This window comes from Lysobacter enzymogenes (genome assembly GCF_900106525.1).
GTDB classification, from domain to species: Bacteria; Pseudomonadota; Gammaproteobacteria; order Xanthomonadales; family Xanthomonadaceae; genus Lysobacter; species Lysobacter enzymogenes.
In genome coordinates, this window is record NZ_FNOG01000009.1 from 233742 (window position 1) to 258994 (window position 25253).

The following is a 25253-nucleotide window of genomic DNA, read 5'->3' on the forward strand; positions in this document are numbered from 1 at the left end:
CGTCATCCCCGCGAAGGCGGGGATCCAGAGACTTCAGAGTCATGCCTCGTTAAAGCCCTGAATGTTCGGCTCCGCCGAAGTAAAGCAGAGCCCGCCTTCGCGGGAATGACGGGTGGTGCTTATGTCGCCCGCCGTTCCTGGCGCTTTTGCTTTCTTGCTCGTCATCCCCGCTAAGGCGGGGATCCAGAGACTTCAGAGACATGCCTCGGTGAAGCCCTGGATTCCCGCTTTCGCGGGAATGACGGGGTGGTGCTTATCTCGCCCGTCGTTCCTCGTAAAGCTGAGCCCGCTTTTGCAGGAATGACGGGGTTGTGGTGCGTATGCCGCAACGAGCCGCAGGGCTTACCGCCCAACCCCCGCCGTCGCCAGCGCGGCCTCGTCGGCGCGCTCGATCGCCACCCGTTCGGCCGCGCGCGCCAGCGCTTCGATCAGGCCCTCGACCTGCTCGCGCGTGTGCAGCGCCGAGAACGTCACCCGCAGCCGCGCGCGGCCTTCCGGCACGGTCGGCGGACGGATCGCGGCGACCCAGTAACCCTGCTGCTCCAGCGCCTGCGCCATCGCCAGCGCGCGGCGGTCGTCGCCGCACATCACCGGCTGGATCGGCGTGCCCGAGGGCAGCAGTTCCAGGCCGAGCTGGGTGGCGCGCTCGCGGAACAGCGCGGTCAGTTCGGCCAGCTTCTCGCGCCGCCAATGGTCGTTGCGCGCCAGCTTGATCGCCGCGCGCGTGGCCGCGGCCTGCGCCGGCGGCAGCGCGGTGGTGTACAGGTGGCTGCGCGCGGTTTCGGCCAGATGCCCGATCAGGTCGGCATCGCCGTGCAGCGCCGCGCCGTAGCTGCCCAGCGCCTTGCCGAAGGTCGCCAGCTGCAGCGGCACTTCCTGCACCGACAAGCGCGCCGCGGCGACCGTGCCGCGCCCGTCGGGGCCGGTGACGCCGACTCCGTGGGCGTCGTCGACGTACAGCACCGCTTTCTGCGCGCGCGCCACCAGGGCCAGGTCGCGCAGCGGGGCGATGTCGCCGTCCATGCTGAAAACGCCGTCGGTGGCCAGCATCGCCAGGCCGTCGGGCACGTTGCGCAACTGCCGGATCGCGCCTTCGGGATCGGCGTGCGGATAGCGGCGCAGACGGCAGCCGGCCAGGCGCGCGGCGTCGATCAGGCTGGCGTGGTTGAGCCGGTCCTGCACGCACACGTCTTCTTCGCCGAGCAAGCCCTGCACCGCGGCGAGGTTGGCCATGAAGCCGCTGCCCAGCAGCAGCGCGCGCGGCGATTCCAGCCAGTCGGCCAGCTCGCGCTCGAGCGCCTCGTGCTGGGCGTGATGCCCGCAGACCAGATGCGAAGCGACGCCGCCGGTGCCTTCGCGCGAGGCCGCGTCCTGGAACGCGTTGATCACGGCGAAATGCTGCGACAGGCCGAGGTAATCGTTGCCGCAGAAATTGACCAGCGAACGCCCGTCGACTTCGCAGCGCGCGCCGTCCCGGTGGCTGACCGCGCGATGGGTGCGGCTGCGCGCCGACGCCACGCGCTGTGCCTGTGCGGCGTGGATCCGGTCGCGCCAAAGGATTCGCTGGCTGCTGCTGCTCATGGCAGGTGGCTCCGCCGCTCAGGCGGCGCAGGTGTGGGCGGGATGGTCCTGATGATCCTCAATACTCGCATGGACGGTGCCTGCGGTCTCCACGATCTGCATCGGCCGCAGGCCCAGGCGCGCGAACAGCGCCAGGTCGCGCTCGGTGTCCGGGTTGCCGGTGGTCAGCAGCTTCTCGCCGTAGAAGATCGAGTTGGCGCCGGCCAGGAAGCACAGCGCCTGCAGTTCGTCGCTCATCGATTCTCGACCGGCAGAGAGACGGACCATCGACTTGGGCATCATCAGCCGCGCAACCGCGATGGTGCGCACGAATTCGAACGGATCCAGCTCGGTGGTTCCGGCCAACGGCGTGCCTTCGACCTGGACCAGGCGGTTGATCGGCACCGAATCCGGGTGCGCGGGCAGGTTGGCCAGGGTCTGCAGCAGGCCGGCGCGCTGCTCGCGCGACTCGCCCATGCCGACGATGCCGCCGCAGCAGGTCTTCATGCCGACATCGCGCACGTGCTCCAGCGTGTCCAGGCGGTCCTGGAACTCGCGGGTGCGGATGATCTCGTTGTAGAACTCCGGCGCGGTGTCGAGGTTGTGGTTGTAGTAGTCCAGGCCGGCGTCCTTGAGCGCGCGTGCCTGATCGCCGGAGAGCATGCCCAGGGTGGCGCAGGTCTCCAGGCCGAGCGACTTCACCTCGCGGATCATCGCCGCGACCTTCGGGATATCGCGGTCCTTGGGCGAGCGCCAGGCCGCGCCCATGCAGAAGCGCGAGGCGCCGGCGGCCTTGGCCTGCTTGGCTTTCTCCAGCACCGCCTCGGTGCTCATCAGCTTGGTCGCGTCGACCCCGGTGTGGTAGCGCTGGGCCTGCGGGCAGTAGGCGCAGTCTTCCGGGCAGCCGCCGGTCTTGACCGACAGCAGGGTGCTGACCTGGACCTCGGCGGGGTCGAAGTGGTCCTTGTGCACGCTCGCGGCGCGGTGCAGCAATTCGGGGAACGACAGGTCGAACAGCGCGCGGACTTCGGCGCGGGACCAGTCGTGACGCAGGATCGTTTCGGGGGAGGCGTTGGGCACCGGGCTGGCTCCAGCGGACTGCACTGACGGCGGGCGGAAGGGAACCGGACGCGCTGGGCGCGGCCGGAGCGGGCAGTCTGGGAAGCGGGCGGATGGCTGTCAACCGTCGCCCAGCCAATTCGGTTGACAGCCGCCCAGGGTCGAAATGAGCGCAACTTGCGCGATGTTTGCGGCGAGTTCGCCACGTTGGGGCCGCGTTGGCGGCGCAATCGCGGTGGGTTGCGTGGGCGGCGGCGGTAGTGGCGCGGCAGGCAGGTCGTGTGCGGTGGCGGGATGGCGCGGGTTTGGCCGCGATTTCGGTGGGTTGGCCCGAATGGGCAAGGTCGCTTGGGCTTGGTTGGGGGCATGGCCGGTCGCGCAGGCGTTCGCAGCGGCGCAGCGAGGTCTTTTCCGACCCGACGCACGGGCCGCGCGCCGATGGCAATGCCGCGCCGCGGCTTCGACACTGGCCGCATGACTGCTGCCCTCGCCGCCCTGCCCGCTCCAACCGGCTTCTGGCCGCGCCTGGCCTGGGCGCTGTGGCCGCCGCGCTGCCTGGTCTGCGCCGAGCCCGGGCTGTCCGGCTGCGATCTGTGCGCGGCCTGCTGGGCGCAGTGGCCGCGCGCGGAGCGAAGTTGCCTGGGGTGCGCTATGCCGATGGTCGCGGCGTCGGTGGATTGGGGGCTAATGGATCCGAAGTCGATAGAGCCCGCGTCGATGGACCCGACGCGTGCGGTGGCGCTGCCCGCCATAGCACTGCCCGCCATCGCTACGCCGACAGCGGCAACGCCGGCGGTGGCGACACCCGCTCCAGCGATATCGGCCATTGCGAAGCCGATGCTCTCGACATCGATCCTCGCGTTGTCGACTGCCGCGGACACGACCGACCCGACTCGCGCGCAAGCGACTCCCACGGCCGTCGCGACGCACGACGCCGAGGCGACAAGCCCCGCACCCACCCCGCCCGACCGCTGCGGCGCCTGCCGCGCCCGCGCCTCGCCCTTGCGCGAAGTGCGCGCCGCCAGCCTGTACCGCGCCCCGCTCGACCGCCTGCTGCCGCGCTTCAAGTTCCACCACGACCTCGCTGCCGGGCGCCTGCTGGCCACGACCATGGCCGCGGCCTTCGCGCCCCTGGCCGGGCGTGGCGCGGCCACGCTGATCCCAGTCCCGCTGCACCGCAGCCGCCTGCGTCAACGCGGCTACGACCAGGCCCTGGAGCTGGCGCGCCCGCTGTCGCGCCGCCTGGGCCTGCCGCTGCGCGCGAACGGCCTGCACCGCGCGCGCGACACGCCGCCGCAGTCGCGCCTGGACGCCGCACAACGCCGCCGCAACCTGCGCGACGCCTTCGCCTGGACCGCCGACGCACGGCCGCCGGCGCACGCGATCCTGATCGACGACGTGATGACCACCGGCGCCACCTTGCACGCGGCGGCGCAAGCGCTGCAGCGCGCGGGGGCGCAGCGGGTCGATGCGTGGGTGTGTGCGCGCACGTTGTGAATCGCTTGCGGGCTTTCGTCGCTATGCGGCAACGACGCTTCGGTACAAGAGGCGGGGCGCTGGAAGTCGGGCAGGCGCACGCTGAAGGCTCTGGATCCCCGCTTTCGCGGGGATGACGTTCTGGAGGAGACCGACGACCTGCTTGATGTCGCTCACGCGAAGGCGGAAACCCCACGCTGAAGGCTCTGGATCCCGCCTTCGCGGGGATGACGTTCTGAGAGGAAACCGGCGACCTGCTTGTAGTCGCTCACACGAAGGCGGAAACCCCACGCTGAAGGCTCTAGATCCCCGCTTTCGCGAGGATGACGTTCTGGGAGGAAACCGGCGTCTCGCCAGAAGTCGCCTACACGACAGCGCAAACCGACGCTCCCACCAGACGTCGTTCCCGCGAAAGCGGGAACCCAGGGCTTCATCGCGACATTTCTTGCCGGCCCGAGCGTCATCGCATCGACGCGCCATGCCGCCGCGACGGCGGCAACGGCGGCAACGGCGGCAACGGCGGCAACGGCGGCAACGGCGGCAACGGCGGCAACGGCGGCAACGACATCGAAGCGCTACCGCTACGTCGATGCAACCCGCAGCAACGGTGACATCCTCCCGCCCCCTACACCGAGCGCAACCAACCGATCACCGCACCCGATAGCCGCCGGCACCTGCTCAGGGCGAAACCGCAAGCCGCGCCACCGGCGCAGCCGCACTCGGCGCAAGCGCCACCGGCGCCGCACCCACCCGAATCGTCCACGTGCGCGAATGCTGCAGCAGGTTGCCGGCCATCGCTGCCTTCACGAACGCGGTTTGATCGGTGACACGCAATTCGAGCGTGCGCGTGGCCGGTGTCGCCGCGTCCTGGCGGAAGTCGTAGCTGGCCGCGGTCGCGCCGGAGATCGCCACGCCGTCGAGATACCACTGCACCGCCACTGCGCCGAGGCTGGGCTGCAGCAGCGTCGCGGAGAAACGCCGGGTGCTGCCGCGCGCATAGCTCACCGTCGTCGCCGGCGACGGCGCTTCGGTGCCGGGCTCGATCAAGTCGATGCCGGCCGCGGGCGAACCGAAGCCGCCGCGATAGAGCTTGAGCACATACTCCTGCCGGCACACCGGGCAGAACGAATTGCCCAACGCGCGCATCAGGCAGGTGTTGTCGACCGGCCGGTACATGCCGCTGCTCAGATAGCGCGCGCCCTGGAACAAGCCGGTGCCGCTGGTGCCGGCCGGGGTCGGGATCGGCAGCCCGGGCGTGAACCAACTGCGCCACTTCACCAGGCTGGCGTTGGTCTGGTTGGTGACGTTGGCCTCGCACGGCGCGCTGCCGCCGAGGTCGCTGCAGGCCGGGAAGCCCGGATACGGCGAGTCGTACTCGTCGGCCAGGCCGTGGAAGCTGTGGCCGAATTCGTGGATCGCGATCAGCGCGGCGCTGGTGTGCGCCGAAATCGTCGCGTAGGAACCGCCGGCGCCGCCGTAGACCGGGTCGTTGACCGTCACCAGGATCTTGTCCCAGTCCGGAAACCCGGCCGCAGCGGCCATGACCTTGGACGAACGCGTGGTCAGCAGGCGGTGGATCTGGCTGGTGCAGAAGGTCGCGTCCAGCGCGGTGGTGACGAAGGTGCCGGCGCGCGGATCGGTGCGCGCGGCGGTGTCGGCGCAGCAACTGGTGCCGGTGCAACCGGCCTGATACGGCGGATGGTCGGCGCCGGACTGGCTCGAGGCGACGAAGCCGGTTTGCCAGTTGACGAAGTTCTGATAGTCCTTGTACGGGCTGACGTTGAACAGCGCCGTCTTCAACGTCGCGGCGTGATTGGCGAAGGTCGTCTGTTCGGCGCTGGTGTAGCCGTCGCCGAGCACCAGGATGTCGAGCCGGTTGCCGGAGTTGGCGGCCTTGACGGCGCTGGCCTGCGCATCGCCCGACAACGGCGCCGCCAGCGGCATCGCGCCGCGCGCGCTCGCGGCCAGCGGCAGTTGCGCGGCGCGGATCGCCAGTTCGCGCAGGTCGAAGCGCTGCGCCGCCTTGGCCGCGCCGCCGCCGAGCTCGATGGCGTCGGCGGCGTCCAACGGCACCCGCACCACGAAGGCGCGATGCGCATCGCGCAGCGGCCGGTGCAGTTCGATGCGGCCGTCGCCGTGCTCCGGGTCGGCGGCGAACTCGGCGCGCAGGAACTGCGGCACCTGCGCCTCGAACACCTGCGCGCTCTTGGCGCCGTCGCGCGAGACGCGGTATTCGACCCGCTCGATCCCGCGCTCGGCCGGCTGCCTGCCGCGCAGATCGCGCTGCGGGTCGTTGAGTTGCACCTGGGTGTAGAACACCGGTTCGGCGCGGCCCTGCGCGTCCATTTCGAACACGACGTAGTGCGCCGGCACCGCGGCGTGGACGCAAGCCGCCGCCAACGACAAGGCGGCGGCGCACAGCAACGTGGACAGTCTCATGGCGGCTCCCCTGCGAGCGACGGACGGGCCCGCGCCAACGTCCGCGCACGACTCGGCGGCGACGTCGATGAGAGCCTGCGGCGGTGGCGACGGAACGCGCGCGATCGGCGACGATCGCGCGTGCGGCGACGTCAGCACGCTACTCCACGTCCGCGGCGGCGAGCGTCGGCGCGGTCACAGTATTCGTGGGTGCGGCGTGGGCGGTTTTGTGATGCGCGATTGCGGAAATGCAACTGGGCGCTTGGGGTGGCGGCTATGGATATGCTGTCGCGCGCTGCGACGTTTCGAAGGGCGCGGCGGAACGCGCCGATGTCACCCCTGCGGACGCGCGGATTCGAGGCTTTGTCGAAACATGGCGCTGAAGGCTCTGGATCCCCGCCTTCGCGGGGATGACGGTCGGTGAGTTGCGCTGGACTGTGTAACAACGTGGCTTCGGCAAGCACGATCCACACCGCCGCAACACCGATCTCATCCCGGGAAAGACCTTCAGGCCCGACGCCTTCAATCGGCCGCGACGCGGCTTCGACCCGCTCGGAGCCGAAAGCGTCGGGACTGAAGATCCTCCCCTCGCGCTGCGCATGCCGCGCGGCGCAGTGCGCATGCAGCGCGCTGCGCAAACCACCGGGCCGCGCAGCGCGCGCGGCCCGCCGGCCCTCCTTGGCCCCCACCCGGTGGCGGCATCCGTGCCGCCACGCGCGCCATCCTGGCGCATCCCCGATTCCGAACGCCCGCCGTCCCTGGCGGTGCTCCCTGCATTGCGCCTCCTGGCGCGCCTGATCGAATCGGGCGGGTTCGCTTGGCCGACGTTCCCTGCCGTGCTCGGGGCCCGGCATCGCAAGTTCTCCACCGACGAGGATGCTTGTCGCTTGCGATGCGCTTCCCTAGCCCCTGCGGCGCTGCGTCCTTGAGCGCCTTTTATCGGCCTGGATTCCCTTCCCGCCGCGTGCTGCCATTATCGCTGTAGCGGTTCTCGCACATTGAGAATCCGCAGCGACGACGACCGCCGAACGACATTGCCGGGAACGCGATCGTGGAGCGGCGCGGCCTCCTTTCCGCTGTCGCCGCTCGGTTTGCGCGGCGTCTCCACGGCGCACAGGATCGCGCGGCGCGGCCGACTGCGTCAGTCGGCCATCGGCGCGCGCGAGGGTAGGATTTTTCCGCTTGCGCCGGGCGCGGCGATGGGCTTAAGGCATTACCGGCGGGTGATAGCTCAAGGTCATTCCAAGCAGCCACAGCAAGCCGAGCACCAACGGGATATGCACCAGCAACTGCAGGAAGGTGAAGCCGACGATATCGCGCGCCTTCAGCCCCAGCACGCCCAGCAGCGGCAGCATCCAGAACGGGTTGATCAGGTTCGGCAGCGCCTCGGCCGCGTTGTACACCTGCACCGCCCAGCCCAGGTGCACCTGCAGGTCGTTGGCGGCCTGCATCACATACGGCGCCTCGATGATCCACTTGCCGCCGCCGGAGGGCACGAAGAAGCCCAACACCGCCGAATACACGCCCATCACCAGGGTAAAGGTCTCGGTGCTGGCGATGCGCACGAACACGCTGGACAGGTGATGGGCCAGGGTCTGGCCGTCGGCGCCCTTGGCCGCGGTCAGCAGGCTGGCGATGCCGCCATAGAGCGGAAACTGGATCAGCACGCCGCCGGTGCTCGGCACCGCGCGCGCGACCGCGTTGAGGAAGCTGCGCGGGCGCCAGTGCAACAACAGGCCGGCGGTGAGGAACAGGAAGTTGTAGGTGTTGAGGTTGGCGATCGCCACCACCGCCGGTTTCTGCGCGAATTCGTAGACCAGCCAGCCCACGCTCATCGACGCCAGCAGCAAGGTGATCAGCGGGCTGTACTCCAGCCACTCGCCCGGGCGCGTGCGCGGCGGCAGCGCGGCGGCGTGGGTTTCCTCGGCAGCGAGGCGGTCGGCGCCTTCGAATTCGCGCGCACGCTTGACCGAAGCGCCGCGCGGCGCGGTCAGGAAGCACACCAGCAGCGAGACCGCGATCAGCGCCGCGGTCAGCGCGATCGACTGCCACAGGAAGATGGTTTCGCTGAAGGGGATCACGCCGGTGATCGCCAGCAGCCCCGGCGGCATGCTCGCCGGATTGGCCTGCAACTGCGCGGCCGAAGAGCTCAGGCCCATCGCCCACACCGCGCCCAGGCCGAGATAGGCGGCGGCGCCGGCGGCGCGGTAGTCCATGTCCAGGTCTTCGCGCCGCGCCAGCGCGCGCACCAGCAGGCCGCCGAACACCAGCGAGAGGCCCCAGCTCAGCAGCGAAGTCAGCATGCTGACCAGGGCGACGTAGCAGATCGCGCCGCGGCCGGTGCGCGGCACGCGCGCCAGCGCGTCGATCAGCCGCGCCACCGCCGGTGCGGTGGCGACGACGTAGCCGCCGATGACCACGAACGCCATCTGCATGGTGAACGGGATCAGGCTCCAGTAGCCGTCGCCGAACGCGGCCGCGGTGGCGGTGGGCGTGGCGCCGAAGGCCAGCGCGGCGAGCGCGACCACGACTACGCCGAGCGCGGCGAACACATAGGCATCGGGAAACCAGCGTTCGGCCCAGGCGGCGCTGCGCAGGGCGAAACGGGCGAGCGGGCCGTCGGCGGCGGGAGCGGCGGAAGTCATGGCGTGGCGAAGTCCTGCGAAGGCTGGGGCATTGTCCGAGCCGGGGGTGCGCGGGCCACTTGGACTTTAGTCGCAAACGCCGTGGTGGTGCTGGGGAGTATCCCTGTAGGAGCGGCGCGAGCCGCGACTGCGACAACGCAACTGCCTCGAAACCTTCGGCGTAGTTGCGTTGTCGCAGTCGCGGCTCGCGCCGCTCCTACAGGGAGATAGGTCGCCTCAAGGTCGCTTGTCGATTTGAGCGCGCGGCGCCTTGCCCGAGCCGATCACCGCTTCGGCGCGCAGCTCGAACGTCGCGCTCTTCGAGTACAGGCCGCTCACCGCCACCGCGGTCCAGGCCGGGTAATGGTCCTTGAAGAATTCGCGATGCACTTTCAGCACCGGCTCGATCCGCTGGCGGAATTCGGCCTGGTCGCGGGCGACGTGGAAGCTCTGCAGCTCGATCACATCGTCCAGGTCGGCGCCGGCGCTGCGCAGGTGCGCGCGCAGCGCGACGAACAAGGCGCGCGCCTTGGCTTCGTCGTCGCCCTCGTCCGGCGTCGGGATGCCGGAGACGATGACCCGGTCGCCGATGCGCACCACCGGCGAGTAGTGCAGGTCGTGGTAGGAGCCTTCCCAGCCCGGCGGCGCGAAGTGCTCGCGCGTCGGCGGCGCGGCCTGGGGCGCGGGCGGCGCGGCGATCGCGCCGCAGCAGACGAACGACACGCACAGCGGCAAGAGCGATCGGAGCATGGCGGCGTTACTCGCAAGGGCAAGGCGGCCATTGCGCACTGTCGGCGCGACGGCGTCGTTGCTCTGGATCACGCTTGCGTTGTGCCGGCGTTGCGGGCTCGCGTTCGGCGACCTCGCTGCGATCGGACGATGCGGGCGCTGATGCCGCGGCCCGCATCGGCGCCCATCAAGGCCGCGCCGCCTCAGTAATCGCCCGGATTGGCGCTGTAGCGCACCGGCACCACGATGGTCGCGCTGCCGCCGGCCGCGAGGTCCACCGTCAACGCCACGCTGTTGCCGCCGACCGTGCCGCCGCTGGCGGCGCCGCAGGCCGAACCCGCGCTGGCGGTGCAGCGCCACGGCGCCGACAAGGTCGCGCCGGGCGGCAGCGTATCGCTGACTTGAGCCCCGACCGCCGCGGCCGCGCCGTCGTTGTTGACGATGAGGGTGTACTCGCGGTCCACGCCCGGGGTGTAGGTGGTCTGGCTGTCGGTCTTGTTGATCCGCAGCCCGGTCAGCGCGGCGCGGTTGCGGATGGTGCAGGTGAGGTCGTTGCCGGCGTTGGGCGTCAGCGTCCAGTCGACCGGCCCGGTGCCGCTCGGCCCGGCCGGCGCCGGCAGCGCGCCGCTGCTGCCGGGGTTGGCGACGCAGGCGATGCTCTTGAGATAGCGCGCAAACGGCGTCGGCCCGGCGCTGAGCGCATCGCGCAGGGTGTAGCCGGTGCCCGACGCCAACAACACCGCGCCGGTGTTCGCGCTGGTGCCGGCGCCGCTGGTGGCGGCGCTGGCGAGCGTGCTGGCGCCCTGCAACAGGCTGACGGTGAATTGATCGGCGGCATCGGCGCGCGCGTCGACCTGCTTGACCAGGGCGATGCGCGCATCGGCGAGCGTCAGCACATGGTCTTCGACTTCGCCGTCGTTGGCCGAGCCGCTCGGCGCGGCGATCTGCGCAGCATTGCTGGCGATGCGCAGGCGCATGTAGCTGCGCCCGGTGCGCACGCCGGCCGGCACGGTCCAGCTGAGGTTGACCGTGGTGGTGCCGTTGCAGGTCGGGCTGTTGGTCGAGACTTCGCCGGCATCGGCGAAGTCGCCGTCGCGGTTGAAGTCGATCCAGCCGCGCACCGTGCCCGGCCCGGTGCAGGCGATCGGCGGCGAGGTGTAGGTGTTGCCCGGCAAGGCCATGACGCTGCCCAGCGGCGCGGCAAAAGCATCTTCGTCGTCGCTGCCGAGCAAGTCGTCGCCGTCGGCGTTGGCCGAGTACTGCGCGGCCGATTCGGAATCCAGCGCGGTGCCCAGGCGCGTGCTCGGCGGCACCAGCTCGGCCAGGGCGAAGCTGCTGTCGTTGATGTTGGCGCTCACGCCCGGCGTCAACGTACCGCCGCTCCAGGCGAACTGGGCCAGATGGATGGCATCGCCGTAACTGCTGGGCGCGTCGCCGTGGTCGGTGGAATCCACCACCACCACGCCCAGCGCCACCGCCGAACCGCCGCCGCCGAAGAACTGCACGCTGGCGCTGGTCGCGTTCTCCATGAAGCCCACGCCCATCGGGCCGGACGAGCAGAACGGCGCCGCGCCGAAACGCAGGGTGCGGGTGGTGGCGGTTTCGGTCAGCAGCGCCGGCGTGCTGCTGGTGCAGTTGGCGGAACGGAAGCGGTCGATGACCCGCCAGACCGTCGGCTGGCCGGCGTTGCTGGTGGCGATGGTCGCCTGCAGGTATTCGGAGTTCGAGGATTGCTCGGCGTCGGCGACCACCAGGCCCTCGAGCTGGTACGCCGGCGGGTTCGGCTGCCCCGGCGCGCCGAGCGTGGCCGAACAGGTGAAGTCGAAGTTCACCGTGGTGCCGTTGACGTTGTTGCGCAGGCCGATGTCCATGGTGTTGGCGGTGCCGGTGCCGCCGATGTTGTACAGATCGTCCAGGCCGTCGCCGGTCCAGTCGCCCGGCCGGTAGATGCGCAGCGACGGCGCGGTGCCGCCGCTGATGTTGCTCAACGAGCAGGTCACGCGCAGTTCCTGCCCCGACAGCGGAATCACATTGGTCACGCTGACGCCGGACTGGGCGATGGTGTTGGGCGCGGTGCCCCAGTCGAACCAGTAGATGTTCTGCTTGAAGCGCCCGGCGCCGCCGGTGGCGAACTGCGCCTGCGCGGTCAGCGGCAAGGCCACGCAGATCAAGCTCAGCGCGGCGATGCGGCGCGCGAGCGTGGCCGGACACAGGCGAGAGAAACGCACGCGCCGGCGGCGCGCAGACAGGACTGAAGACATGCGGACTTCCAAACGGCGACGGACTACGCCGCGCGGCCGGGCCGCGCGCGGAAGGGGCCGACTACGCCGCGCCCTCCGCTTCGACGTGGCCGGAGTGTGCCAGTCGAGCTGTCAACGCCACTTGAAATGCACGGGCCGACGCGGCGGCCCGACTATCGTTCAGATTGCCGTTCAGGCCGCCGCGTGCGCGCCGCGCAGCAGATAGTCCAGCGCCAGGCCGGCGAAGATCGTCAGACCGACCCAATGGTTGTGCAGGAACGCGCGGAAGCAGCGCTCGCGTTCGCGTCCGCGCGCGATCATGAATTCGTAAACCACCAGCGCGAGCGCAGCGACCAGCCCGGCGTAGTACCACAGCCCCAGCCCGGCGCGCTGCCCGGCCAGCGCCAACGCCGCGAACATCAGCGCGTACAGCACGCCGATGGCGACCAGGTCGAGATCGCCGAACAGGATCGCGGTGGACTTGGAGCCCATCTTCAGATCGTCCTCGCGATCGACCATCGCATACCAGGTGTCGTACGCGGTCGACCACAGGATGTTGGCCACGTACAGCAGCCACGCCACCGCCGGCACCTCGCCGCGCACCGCCGCGAACGCCATCGGAATGCCCCAGCCGAACGCCATGCCCAGGTACACCTGCGGCAGATGGGTGTAGCGCTTGAGGTAGGGATAACTCGCCGCCAACACCACCCCGACCACGCTCATCAGCACGGTCAGCCGGTTCATCGTCAGCACCAGCGCGAACGCCGCCAGCATCAGCGCCGCGAACACCGCCAGCGCCTCGCGCCCGCGCAGCTCGCCGGTCGCCAGCGGACGGTTGCGGGTGCGCTCCACGTGCGGGTCCAGCCAGCGATCGGCGTAATCGTTGATCACGCAACCGGCCGCGCGGGTCAGCCAGACCCCGGCCGAGAACACGAACAGCGTCCACAACGGCGGCACCCCGCCGGCCGCGATCCACAGCCCCCACCAGGTCGGCCACAGCAGCAACAGCCAGCCGATCGGCCGGTCGCCGCGGGTCAGCTTCCAATACAGCGACAGACGCCGCCGCCAGTCCGGCGCGGGCAGATGGGGATGGGCGTGATCCATAGCGCAATAGAGTAACGCGGCAGGGGAGCGGCGCCTGGGCGGGGTGGGTTCGCGGGCTTGCCGAGTCGGGCTGGCGGGCGGCGCGGACTGGGGGCGCCGAGTGGAAAGCGCAGCGGCGGATTGGCGCGGCGCGGGCTTTGGTCGTGGCCGAGCGCCGGCCTTATCGGGCCGTTGCGGTGGCCGATAGAACCGTACTTGTCGATGCGGCCTGGCCGACCGGCCGGGCCGGCAAGGTCCGACCGGCGACGATGCCAGCGGACATCCCCGGAACCGCCCGGAGCCCCGACGACACGGATTCACCCAGGCCACCGGATTCCGCTATGATGCACGGCCGCACGCCGCGACCCGGCCGTGCGCGATCTCTAAGCGCCTGTAGCTCAGCCGGATAGAGTAGCGGCTTCCGAAGCCGTTGGTCGGGGGTTCGAATCCCTCCAGGCGCGCCAATTCTCAGCGGGAAAGTTTCTCCGCTGTCCGTACGCCCCTTTGCGAGCCCCGTTACTGGCGGGCGTTTGCGAGGGGCGTTTGGTTTTGGGGGTTTCGGCTCGGCGCCGGATCGGGCCGTTTTCCTCTCTCTCCCGCCCTCTTTTCTCCGGTCGGTTGGTCCTGAGACCAAACGCTCGTGTGCGCAAAGGGCCAAAACAAGGTGGATTTGAGAAGGGGTGTTTTCGCGGTTGGTTCGGTCTTTTGGTCACCCGGAGCGATTCGAACAGTGGTTCCTGCGTAGCCAACCAGTTCGATGAACTTCCGAGGCAAGCCGATTTGGCGCTGCCGCAGAAACCGGATTCGCGACTCCTGATGGCGCACGTCAACCCGCGGAAGTCGTCGAAACCTAGGTCATCGCCAAGCACAATGGAGCTGCCGACTCTAGGCTGACTTGTGGCCCGACGGGAAGCTGCTGACGTCCGGGAAGGAACCACGCGTAGTCCAGCAGCGCCCCCTCGAACAAGGAATTCTCATGAGCATGAACATGGTGAAAGGTTTGGCGGTCGGGCTGCTCGCAGTGGGCGTGGGCTTGTGCAGCGCATACGCGTCGACTCCTGGCCCAGGCAGGGCATGCACCGTTGAGGAAGAAGGCTCCCGAGTACAAGTGGGCCTCAGGATCTACGAGTGCAGCGGCGAAAGATGGTCCGTCTATGCAATCTGCGACAGACAGGGCAGGTGCACCGTTCTCTAAGTTGATTGCATCTGAGTAACACACGCGCATCGGCCCCGCAGCGGGCCGATGCGCGGTGACTGTGCGGCGCCGGTCGCGGTTATCCGGAGCGATTCGAACGGAAGGCGCCGCCATCGCCAGCAGGCGGAATCAACCCGCAGTCCATCGCCAACCGCGGCAGCGCGATGTCGGTCTGCACCCCTAGCTTGGTCATCACCTTCGCCCGCACGGTGCGAATAGTGGATTCCATCAGGTTCAACTCCAGCGCAATCTCCGCGTTACGCTTGCCCTGCACCATCAGTAGCGCGACCTCCAACTGACGCGGACTAAGGTGGTCGAACGGCGTCGTCTCGAACAGCACCCGTGCGCCCAGCGCGTCGTCCAGATAACGCCGACCAGCGGCGACCTCACGCACCGCGCGCACGACCGCGCTGCCGTCGCGGGCCTTCGAGACGTAGCCCATCGCGCCGGCCGCGAGAAGACGACGCGGCACCGGCCCACCATCAACCACCGAGACGATTAGCACCTTCAGGTCTGGGTGCTCCGCCAGCAACCGGCGGGTGACCTCCAAGCCATCCATGTCCGGCAGGTGGAAGTCGCAGATCACGACATCAGGATGATGCCGTGCGACAGCCGTCAGCGCGCTCATGCCGTTGTCGGCTTCGCCCACCACACGCAGATCCTTTTGCGTCTCCAACACCCACGTCAGCCCGACGCGCACCAACGGATGGTCGTCGATCACGAACACACGAATCATTTTCGTTCCCGGCATAACGCTCCGGGGACGCACTACACCAACACGCCCTCGCCGCCATCAACTCAATCATTTCAATTTTGCTTTTCGCCGAGTCGAATCTCGGCGTAGCGCAAGGCAGTGATAGACGAGCGCTGAAATAATCTCGGCAAACGCGCAAACAAAATCAGAGCTTTCCTACAGCCCTGCTGCTTCCGCCTTTGTTAGCGTCTTCCACCTCTCTCCGAGCAGGAGTCCTAGATGGAAGATTCAGACGATCCATCCGTCATCAACTTCGACGTTGTTCCGTTCGGGTCGAAGCACTGGTGCGTCGTCGTGGATGGCACTCGGTCGCCGGTTCCGTTTACCAGCCGCGAGGGCGCAGCAGCGGCAGCTCGCGCGCAAGCCCGGCAGTTCTACCTGTACCGAGGGTTACCCACACAGGTGCGAATCGTCGACGTGGACGGCACGTTTGCGCGCACAAATTGTTACAGCCACAACACGCTGAATGAAGTCACATTCGCACCGCTGACGACCCGACCAATGGTCTCGCAGCGCGAGATGCTTGCCAGCAACACTCGGCTAGCGAATGATATTCCTAACCGCCACACGGATGCTGTGGCCTTGTCCGGCACCGACATGGAAGTGCCCTACCGTGCAGATCAACCTCTCCCACTCCTGTCGCCGCCCTTCTTCAGGCGGCCGACTGCGCTCGCCCGAATCGCCTCCCTAGGCGCAGGCTTGCTGCCTGCGCTGCTGCACCGTGCCAAAAGGAGTTGTCTCGTGACTGCAAGACCCTCGCCCTCAACAGCGCGACACCCCGCTTCCGGTTCAAGCCCACCACCCCAGCGCCCATCGCGACAGATCTGGACCATCCTGCTGTCTACACTCGCCGCTGCCATCTCGCTGGGCGCCTCGGCCCAGGAAACGGACAAACTGTGGAACACCATCCATGCGCCGGGCGGCCCGTTCCGTAGCGAGTTCGCGATCCAGGAAGCCACCAAGGCCAACCTGTTGCCCGCGGTACGCGACAGCCGACCGCTGAACTACTACGTCGCAGGCATGACCATCCTGCGGAACCGGACGGTGGTGCAGTACGAGTTGAGCCCGGAGGCGCTGGCGTTCAGCCCCTGGACGTACGGCAACGGCGGCACCTCGCTGGATGATGCGCTCGCCAAAGAGAAGGCCCGCTACGACCAGCGCAGCATCCAGGCCGGTTGCACGCCCAATACCACCATCGTCCAGGGAGCGACCCAGCCGGTCCAGTACGCACCCGACGGCACCAGTCCCATCTACGAATTCGTCTCCTATACCGCGACTTACCAGTACTCCAATCTGGGACCTTGCAACCCCAGGCAGGTATCGTCCTCGTTCGCGCGTACCCGCGACGGCAACTGCCCCAACCCGGCCGCCACCCGCTGGGACAACCAGGTCAAGGCCTGCGTCGGCTCCACCACGACCAGCTTCGACCATCGCAAGCCATACACCACCTCGGTGCTGCCGACCGGCCAGTGCCCTGTCGGCAATCCGTGCGATCCCAGCACCGGCGACAAGATGCAGCCCGAGCTCGACTTCGACCTGGGCTGGATCAGCTTCGTCCGATACTTCCACTCGCTCACCACGGCGCCGATGGGCGGGTTCGGCGACGGCTGGACCCACTCGCACAACCTCCGCCTGACCGTGGGCAAGGATCCGGACAGCACCAGCGACACGCTGTATGTCGGCTTGGTCGAAGCCGACGGTTCGCAACTGTCGTTTACCCAGGTCGGCACGGCCTACGAAGGCGATAACGGGCGCGGCGACCGCGTCGTTCAGAACGGCAGCAACTGGCGCCTGTTCCGGAGCGACCGCACCCTGCTGTTCGGCCCGGACGGCCGCCTGCTTGAGCAGCAGTTCGAGGACGGCACCGCGCTGACCTACGCCTACGACCCGATGCGGCGGTTAAGCACCATCACCCACAGCACCGGCCGCAGCCTGAGCTTCGAGTATGCCGGCACCAACCGCAGCGCCCCGATCTCGGTCATTCGTTCGGCCGGACTGGCGGTCGCGAGGTACAACTACACGGCGGGCGGCCAAGTCGAGACCATCGCCTACGCCAATTCTTTCAAGCGCAAGTATCACTACGAAGACACCCGGTTCCCACGCTATCTGACCGGCGTCACCATCGAAGGCAACAAGCGGTACAGCACCTTCGCCTACGACGACAAAGGCCGGGTGATCTCCAGCCAACACGATGGCGGTGCGGACGGCGTCACCCTGACGTATCCGACGACCGGCGGCTCGGTCGTGACCGACGCGCTGGGCAACCAGACCACCTTCGCCCTGACCGCTACGCCGGCCAGTGGCGCTCCGCGCCGGATCAACGGCATTTCCGAAACCAGCCGCGGCACGGCCGCCACGACCTACAACGACGAGAGCTCCGACTTCCGTCGCCGCGTGGCCACCACCACCGACCGCAAGCAGATCGAAACCCGTCACGCGTATACGGAGGCCAACGACGCCGTAACCGGCGCGTTGGCGCGGACCGAGACGATTACCGAGGCCTACGGCAAACCTGAGCAGCGCGTCAGCACCGTCACGACCGATGTGGCCACCAACCGGGCGATCCGCTCGGCCATCGGCAGCCAGGAGGCCCGCATCACCCGCAACGCCCGGCTGCAACCGGTCAGCGTGGCTGTGCGCGATACCGTCACCAACGAGGTCCGCACCACGACCTACGCCTACTGCGAGGCCACCGATGTCGCCGCCGCCAACAGCACCTGCCCGATCCTAGGCCTGCTGAAGTCGGTGGACGGGCCGCGCACGGACGTCAGCGACGTAACTCGCTTCGAGTACTACGGAAGCGACGACAGCACCTGCGCCACCAATCCGGCGCTGTGCACCTATCGCAAAGGCGATCTGCGCAAGACGATCAATGCGATGGGACAGACGGCCGAGGTCATGGGCTACGACCCGCAGGGGCGACCGCTGCTGGTAATCGACGCCAATGGTGTGCCGACCGAGTTCGCGTACAACCCGCGCGGGTGGCTTACCGACATCAAGGTCCGTGGGACCAACGACACGACCGAGGACGATGATCGGGCAACCAAGATCGCGTACGAAGCGGATGGCGTCGTCCAATTCATTGATCGAGGTGGAAACTTTGTCGGCTTCTCTTATGACAATGCGAGGCGCGTCAGGGCGATATCGGATGGAAATGGAAACTTCGTCAATTTCACGCTCGACAACGCCGGCAACCTCAAGCAACAGAACACCAAGAACAGCACCGATCTGATCACCCAGACGCTGTCGAACGTCTACAACACGCTCGGCCAGCGCATCGCCGCCAAGGATGCCTCGCAGAACGCCACGACGTTCCGGTACGACAACAACGACAACGTCGACCAGGTAACGGACGCCTTGGGCCGGGTGTCCACCCAATCCTACGATCCGCTCAACCGTTTGAGTCGCACCCTGCAGCAGGTCGGCATCACGCCGCCGGGCAGCAACACCGCGGTGGCGACGCCGGTCGAAACCAAGGTGGAGTACAACGCGCTCGATCAGGTCGTGAAGGTCACCGATCCCAACACCCTGGCCACCACGTACGCCTACAACGGGTTCGGTGATCGGACCCGGCTGACCAGCCCGGACACCGGGGTGACCGACTACACCTACAACGCCGCCGGCCAACTGGCGACCAAGAAGGACGCCAACGACGCCGTCGCCCATCGCTATACCTACGATGCGCTGGGCCGTCCCAAAGCGATCTTCTACACCGCGACCGGACCAGCCGATGTCGAGTACGACTACGACACCGCCAGTTCTGCTTGCGCGGCCGACGAGACCTTTGCCAAGGGCCGCGTGACGGCGATGCGGTACAACGGTACCGAGTTGCAGTATTGCTACAACCGCTTCGGCGACATCGCTCGCAAGGTCCAGACCGTTGCGGGCCGCAGCTTCACACTCAAGTACGGCTATGACCGCGCAGGCCGCGTTATCGCCCTCACCTACCCGGACGGTGCGATCGCGAACTACACCCGTGGCGGCGACGGCCGAATCACAGATATCGACGTCACTCCAACGGGCTCAACGAAAACCAAGCTGATCGAGTACGCGTTCTATCAGCCATTTGGCCCCTCCCTAGGCTGGTCATATGGCAATGGCCGGAACCTTCTAATCGATTCCGATCTGGACTATCGAGTCAAGTCCATCCGCGACAATGCCAGCGGTGGCCTGTCCCTCGGCTACGTCTTCAACGAAGTCGGCGAGATCAAGGAGCTCAAGGACGGCCTGCTGAGCACCAGTCTGGCGAACTACAAGTACGACGAGCTCGGCCGCTTGACCCAGACCCTGGATGGGGCGAACTCGATCGAGAAGTACAAGTACGACCCGACCGGCAACCGTACGAGCGTGGTCGATGGCGGCGGTGAGAAGACCTACGGCTACCTGTCCGGCACCCATCGCTTAACCCAGGTGGCGAGCGTCGCGAGAGGCTACGACGCGGTCGGCAACACGATCAGCATCGGCGGCACGGCGCGAGAGTTCGTGTACGACGCCAACGACCGGCTGAGCCAAGCCAAGCAGAACGGCATCGTCAAAGCCAGCTATCGCTACAACGCGCTCGGCGAACGGGTGTCCGTTGCGAACGGTGCCGGCGCGGTCGAGACCTACACGCTATACGACGAAGGCGGTAACTGGATCGGCGATTACGACGCCGCCGGCGCGGCCAAGCAGCAAGCGGTGTGGTTCGACGATGCGCCTGCCGGCCTGCTAGTTGGTAGCGGGGCGACGCAGTCCCTGATGTACGTGCAGACCGACCACCTAGGTACGCCGCGTGCGGTGATCGACCCGACCCGCAACGTCGCGGTCTGGACCTGGGACGCGAAGAGCGAAACGTTCGGCAACAGCCCGCCGAACCAGGATCCCGACCTGGACGGCACTGCGTTCGTGTTCAATATGCGGTTTCCGGGGCAGCGGTTCGATGCTGCTAGCGGATTGGTCTACAACTACTTTCGCGACTACGATCCGGCCACAGGCCGGTACATCCAAAGCGATCCGATTGGCTTGGGAGGCGGTGTTAGCAGCTATGCGTACACCGGGGGCAATCCGCTCCAGCGCAGCGATGCGCGTGGTCTCTCTAGCGTTGACAATTGGGAGAACAAATACATCCATAAAGTTAAAGCCCCGCCACGAAGCCCCGACGACTGGCTGGGACCGGTAATTGGATGGAGTCTTGCTGTCGTTTCGGCGCCCGCTGTTTTTTATGGGGCAGGCGAATTTGGGCTTTTATGGCTTACCCGCCCGTTCACAGCCAATAGGATTGCATCCGTTGCGGCCGAGGGAGCAGCAGAAGCTATTGGAGGTGTTACGCTTGGGGTAAACGCGATTTGCAATACGAACCCCACGACTCTGTATCGCGCTGTTGGCCCTGATGAACTTTCAGACATCTTGCATACGGGCGCATTTTTGAATAGAGGCTCCGCTGAGGGAAAATATTTTACTACCTCGGCTGAACACGCAGCTTCGTATGCGAGACAGGCAGAGAGTGCTTTTGGCGATCCACCTTACACAATCGTAAGCACCGAAGTGTCCGAGGCTGTACTTGAGGGCTTAGTCCCAGTGACCGTTGATCGAGGCATTCCCGCATGGGTCATCCCCGATAACCGGCTCCCACAGCTTGTGCCGCGGATTCCTGATCACCCTGCGCCACCCCAAAACGGACATTGAGAACGATGATTCCAGACGTAGCAATTAGAGTGTACTTTCTCAAACCCAATGAAGGGGGGCGAACCAAATCGATTGACGGCACCCACTACAACTGCCCGATGTTCATTCAAGGCAATGCATTTGATTGCCGGATCTTTCTTGATGGGACCGTCATCCTCCCTGGAATGACCTATGAGCTTACGGTTAAATTTTTGAATCTCGAACTTGCGCAGCCCTTCTTAGCGACCGATCAGGAAATCGCCTTATGGGAAGGGCGAAACATCGCAACTGGAAGAATAATTAAGATACTTTACGACGAAACATTCTCACCTTCACCCCAGTAAGTATTTTCAAAACCTCAATTGCAGTCATAGTGTGACTCCTCCATTGAATCGCCCAGGGTTTCGTGAATATTCGCAGCTATCTTGAAGGCCCCGGCAACGGGGCCTTTCTTTTTGAGTGCTTGCTACATCATCGACCGTCGTTGCTCCCACAGTTGTCGGCCGGGCGAGCGCACTCTCGGATCACCGAGCGCGCCGACTACTTCGCTGGTGCTGATGCTCATGTGCCCGAGCCGTGCCAACTCATCCTGCAGGTCGATGACGATGTCGACCAAACCGCTCGCCTCGGCCGCCGGCTCCGACTGGGCGTAGGCGGTTCGCCCGCTCGATACGAACGTCGCCTCGATGGGACGGAACGCCTCGGCCTCCTGCGCCCTGGCTTCCTCCGCCAGCGCACGGCCGAGCATGACCCGCTTCCGCGACGACCGACGTGCCGACGGTGCCGGCTCCAGTCGCTCCTCCCGCCATCCGCAGATCCAGCCGATGTCGGCGCAGATGCGGAGTAGCTTCGTCTCCATGCGTTCGTGCAGGCCGGCCGCCTCTGTGAATGTCCGCACCGCGCGACGCGGTTGCCTGCGCTTCGTGATCTTCATGCTACTTCGTGCTTGTACTTGACCTGCGAACACGATGCGGCCGACCACGCAGGAGCTCAAGCGCTTTCGCGATGGTGTGATGGTTGTGACGCTCGTGACGCGGTATTCCGACCTGACACCACGCGCAGGAAAGAGAAGGTCGCCGTAGGTATCGCCGCTGTGACGGTCGTGACGCTTGTGACGACGTATTCCGACCTTCAACTACGCGTGAAAACAGTAAGGTATCCCCCCCTCCGGCAGGCGCGCCCCAGCCCTCTCCCGCACACGAACGCCTGCCTGGGCCCATAATGCGCCCGGGCGCCCAGCATCCGCCGCACCGCACCATCATCCAGCGAGGAAAACATCATGAGCAAGGGCCTAGACCGCAAGAAAGAAACCAAGAAGAAACCGGCCAAGACCAAGAAGGAAAAGCGCACCGAGAAGAACGAAAAGAAGACTACCAAGGGCTTCGCCCCGGTCTGAGGGTCGCTCCGGCGCCCTGCCCGGCGGTTGCCGCGATGGCCGCAACCACCGGGACCGCGGCCGCAGGCCGCATCTGCAAGAACGATTGCGCCGGTCGAACTCAGACCCGCGCCACCAGCTTGACGAAGAACGGCATTGTCTTCGAACAGCTCGACGCAGCGACGACGCGACACAGCCGCAACGTACGGCGCGCATGCGAGCTGCTGCCATTGCCTCACCTTCGTAGTACGCGGCCCACACGCGCCGACACGACGCGACTTCGGCGGATGAAATCCGGCGGGTCCTTCCCGAGCATATTTCGATGCGGGGGGCGACGCCGCAAAACCTCGCTAGCGCCAGATTCGCGAATCGGGTTTGCACTCAAGAGGTTTGCACTTGCGAGATCGACTTGCATCGGCGCCACCAAGCTAATCGCGGCCACGTTCGAGATAGGCACATTTGCCGATCTGATCGAGCACGATCTAGCGACCTTTTGACCATTCTTCGATGCAATCCCCTGCGGGGCAAGGCTCTCGCAGAGTTGCAAATTTGCAACTCTGCCGCCACCGGACGCCGCCAACGCCCCGCACTTGCGGGGCGTTCTCGTTGCAGCGCGCGCGTTCCTGTCCGGCAGCTGTCCGCGAACGAGAGCATCCATTCTTCTTCGCGAAAACCACATGGATTCACCTCCGAAGGAAGCGTTCATGCCGTCACCCAACGACGGCCACGGAGGCCACGGAGGCCACCATGATCAGCGCTAACGACGAACTCGCCGACTGCCTGCGCGGCATGCCGGAGAGCGAACGCATCTGCCTCACGCACGGGGCCATGCGTACTCTCGACTGCCGAACCCGCCGGCGCGGTAATTACGAAAGCACCTCCGTACCCGCTCTCAGAGTATTCCCGCAGCTTCTCGATCAGTTCATCGACAGTAAGCGGACGTTCCATACGACCCTCCTAGTAGCTGGGATATCAGAACAGCCTACTCCTCCAGCCAGTCGGCGTATGGCCTCAGATCGTCGACGTAGGGAAACAGGTCGTTGAATGGAGCATCATCGGAAAGGCGCGGATTGGAGCGCTGGCGTATCGACGCTTCATACGCGCAGGTCACCGCCTCGATCACTTGGGCTGCCTGCGCTTGGGAGTACTACGCGAGCGGGACATCGAACCCCACGCGATCAGCAACCGACGCCAGCGCTTGCAGGCAGGCGCGCTGTGCCTGATGTTTGCGTTGCAGGCCCAGGAAGGTCGTCTGTTCTCGCCGCTGGCTTACACAAAGACTTATGCGATGGCCGCCGCGGCGGGTTTGTCGGTCACGCTGATTCCGGTGCTGATGGGCTACCTGATCCGCGGCCGTATTCGCCCGGAGAAAGAGAACCCGATTAACCGAGTGTTGATCGCAAGCTACCGGCCGATACTGGATTGGGTGCTGCGGTATCCCCGCCTGATCCTGGGCTTGAGCGGTGTGCTTCTGGCACTGACTCTGATCCCGTACGCCCGCGTCGGCACCGAGTTCATGCCGCCGCTGGAGGAAGGCACGCTGCTGTACATGCCCACCGCGTTGCCAGGCCTGTCGGCGGACAAGCCCCGGCAACTGCTGCAACTCTCTGATCGGATGATCAAGACCGTGCCCGAGGTCGCGCATGTGTTCGGCAAGGCCGGCCGCGCCGAAACCGCCACTGATCCGGCGCCGCTGGAGATGTTCGAAACCACGGTAACGTTCAAGCCACGCAGCCAGTGGCGCGCAGGAATGACTCCGGAAAAACTGCGCCGTGAACTCGACAACGCGGTCAAGGTCCCCGGCCTGACGAATCTGTGGGTACCGCCGATCCGCAATCGCATCGACATGCTCGCGACCGGCATCAAGAGCCCAATCGGGATCAAGGTGTCTGGAGCAGATACCCAGGTGCTGGCCGAGCTCGGCGGTCGCATCGAGCAGGTCGCACGCACTGTGCCCGGGGTAAGCTCCGCCCTGGCCGAGCGCATCGCGGGCGGTCGCTATCTGGACGTGAAAATCCGCCCTGATGCGGCAGCGCGTTACGGACTGAGCCAAGCCGACGTACAGCGCCTGATCACCACAGTGGTGGGCGGCGAGCCAGTGGCCGAGACGATACAAGGTCGAGAGCGCTATCCAGTGGTGGTGCGTTATCCGCGAACGATCCGCGACTCGCCGTCGGCGCTTGCACAATTGCCGCTGATCGCACCGAACGGAGCGCAACTGACATTGAGCCAGGTGGCCAATCTGAGTTTTAGCGAAGGTCCGCCGATGCTGCGCAGCGATAACGCCCGCTTGAGCAACTACGTCTACGTCGATGTAGCCGGACGCGACCTGGGTTCGGTCGTGGCGGATCTGCAACGCGCCGTGGCCAAGGGCGTATCGATGCCGCCGGGCTACGCGGCGGATTGGTCGGGACAGTACGAGTACCTGCAACGCGCCAGCGAACGTCTGCGCGTGGTGGCGCCAATGACCATGATCATCATCTTCGGCTTGATCTATCTGGTCTTCCGCCGTGTCTCGGAAGCCGGGATCATCATGCTCAGCCTGCCGTTCGCGCTGGTCGGCGGCCTGTGGCTGATCTGGGCGATGGGCCACGCGGTATCGGTCGCCACGTTGATCGGTTTTATCGCACTAGCTGGCGTCGCGGCGGAATTCGGCATCATCATGCCGTTACACCTGCGACATGCATGGGAGCGTCAACTGGCTGAAAATCCGGATTCCGGTGTAATAGAGCTAGATACGGCGATTCGCGAGGGTGCGGTGCAGCGCGTACGACCGAAGGCAATGACAGTCGCCGTCATCCTTGCTGGTCTATTGCCTATCTTGGTCGGTAGCGGAGCCGGCGCAGAGGTTATGCAACACATCGCAGCGCCTATGATCGGCGGCATGTTGAGCGCGCCGCTGCTCTCGATGCTCGTCATTCCAGCCGCGTATCAACTGCTCGTTCGCCGGTGGCTTAAGACCCGTAAGTAGCGGCTCACCACTGAACTAAGCCGAGCCGCGAAGCGGCTTCGGCTCGAATGCGCGGCTCAATCTCGCGGGTTCATCAGTTCGAACCACCGGCTTGTGCGCGGTTGCCATCCATGGCGGTTAACCGGC

Annotated in this window: 12 protein-coding genes, 1 tRNA gene and 3 pseudogenes; 7 read left to right on the forward strand and 9 right to left on the reverse strand. The window is 66.4% G+C overall.

The window, feature by feature from the left end:
• Positions 1 to 342: 342 nt before the first annotated feature.
• The gene (gene bioF, locus BLU84_RS21315; RefSeq protein ID WP_074871875.1) at positions 343 to 1581 is read right to left on the reverse strand and encodes an 8-amino-7-oxononanoate synthase; all 1239 of its coding nucleotides are present in this window, start codon (positions 1579 to 1581) and stop codon (positions 343 to 345) included.
• An 18-nt stretch (positions 1582 to 1599) separates the two neighbouring features.
• Entirely contained in the window at positions 1600 to 2616 is a 1017-nt protein-coding gene (bioB, locus tag BLU84_RS21320) for a biotin synthase BioB (RefSeq protein ID WP_074872113.1), read from the reverse strand.
• 477 nt (positions 2617 to 3093) lie between these two features.
• Here bioB and BLU84_RS27850 point away from each other — a divergent pair.
• From BLU84_RS27850 to BLU84_RS21330, 3 genes and pseudogenes are all read left to right on the forward strand, one after another.
• A pseudogene (locus tag BLU84_RS27850) lies at positions 3094 to 3270 on the forward strand (double zinc ribbon domain-containing protein); the annotation flags it as partial.
• Positions 3271 to 3591: 321 nt separating this feature from the next.
• Positions 3592 to 4116, forward strand: a pseudogene (locus BLU84_RS27855) (ComF family protein); the annotation flags it as partial.
• Between the two features lie 302 nt (positions 4117 to 4418).
• Positions 4419 to 4706: a hypothetical protein gene (locus BLU84_RS21330; protein WP_074871879.1), complete on the forward strand. Its 288-nt coding sequence runs from the start codon at positions 4419 to 4421 to the stop codon at positions 4704 to 4706.
• 67 nt (positions 4707 to 4773) lie between these two features.
• Here the strand turns inward: BLU84_RS21330 and BLU84_RS21335 are convergent, their stop codons facing one another.
• From BLU84_RS21335 to ubiA, 5 genes are all read right to left on the reverse strand, one after another.
• Positions 4774 to 6534, reverse strand: a complete 1761-nt coding sequence (locus BLU84_RS21335) for a M64 family metallopeptidase (protein WP_083382984.1) — start codon at positions 6532 to 6534, stop codon at positions 4774 to 4776.
• Positions 6535 to 7718: 1184 nt separating this feature from the next.
• Entirely contained in the window at positions 7719 to 9158 is a 1440-nt protein-coding gene (locus BLU84_RS21340) for a short-chain fatty acid transporter (RefSeq protein ID WP_074871883.1), read from the reverse strand.
• Between the two features lie 216 nt (positions 9159 to 9374).
• Positions 9375 to 9887, reverse strand: a complete 513-nt coding sequence (locus BLU84_RS21345) for a Rid family hydrolase (RefSeq protein WP_083382985.1) — start codon at positions 9885 to 9887, stop codon at positions 9375 to 9377.
• Between the two features lie 182 nt (positions 9888 to 10069).
• On the reverse strand, positions 10070 to 12127 hold the full coding sequence (locus BLU84_RS21350) for a CshA/CshB family fibrillar adhesin-related protein (RefSeq protein WP_083382986.1): 2058 nt from the start codon (positions 12125 to 12127) through the stop codon (positions 10070 to 10072).
• Positions 12128 to 12298: 171 nt separating this feature from the next.
• Positions 12299 to 13210, reverse strand: coding sequence for a 4-hydroxybenzoate octaprenyltransferase (gene ubiA / locus BLU84_RS21355; protein ID WP_074871888.1), 912 nt, complete (start codon positions 13208 to 13210; stop codon positions 12299 to 12301).
• Positions 13211 to 13576: 366 nt separating this feature from the next.
• Between ubiA and BLU84_RS21360 the strand changes: the two genes are divergently transcribed.
• A tRNA-Arg gene (locus tag BLU84_RS21360) sits at positions 13577 to 13653 on the forward strand.
• Between the two features lie 810 nt (positions 13654 to 14463).
• Here BLU84_RS21360 and BLU84_RS21365 read toward each other — a convergent pair.
• Positions 14464 to 15120 (reverse strand): response regulator, encoded by a 657-nt coding sequence (locus tag BLU84_RS21365; protein WP_074871891.1) that lies wholly within the window; start codon positions 15118 to 15120, stop codon positions 14464 to 14466.
• A gap of 237 nt (positions 15121 to 15357) precedes the next feature.
• On the opposite strand from BLU84_RS21365, the gene BLU84_RS21370 reads away from it, so the two are divergent.
• Both BLU84_RS21370 and BLU84_RS26765 read left to right on the forward strand, forming a co-directional pair.
• Complete coding sequence (locus tag BLU84_RS21370) at positions 15358 to 20802, forward strand: RHS repeat-associated core domain-containing protein (protein ID WP_083382987.1); 5445 nt, start codon at positions 15358 to 15360, stop codon at positions 20800 to 20802.
• Between the two features lie 5 nt (positions 20803 to 20807).
• The gene (locus BLU84_RS26765; RefSeq protein WP_139175171.1) at positions 20808 to 21125 is read left to right on the forward strand and encodes a hypothetical protein; all 318 of its coding nucleotides are present in this window, start codon (positions 20808 to 20810) and stop codon (positions 21123 to 21125) included.
• A gap of 122 nt (positions 21126 to 21247) precedes the next feature.
• Here BLU84_RS26765 and BLU84_RS21375 read toward each other — a convergent pair whose 3' ends face one another.
• Positions 21248 to 21715, reverse strand: a complete 468-nt coding sequence (locus BLU84_RS21375; protein ID WP_074871897.1) for a hypothetical protein — start codon at positions 21713 to 21715, stop codon at positions 21248 to 21250.
• A 1663-nt stretch (positions 21716 to 23378) separates the two neighbouring features.
• Between BLU84_RS21375 and BLU84_RS21380 the strand changes: the two are divergent.
• Positions 23379 to 25127: pseudogene (locus tag BLU84_RS21380) on the forward strand (efflux RND transporter permease subunit); the annotation flags it as partial.
• Positions 25128 to 25253: the final 126 nt, after the last annotated feature.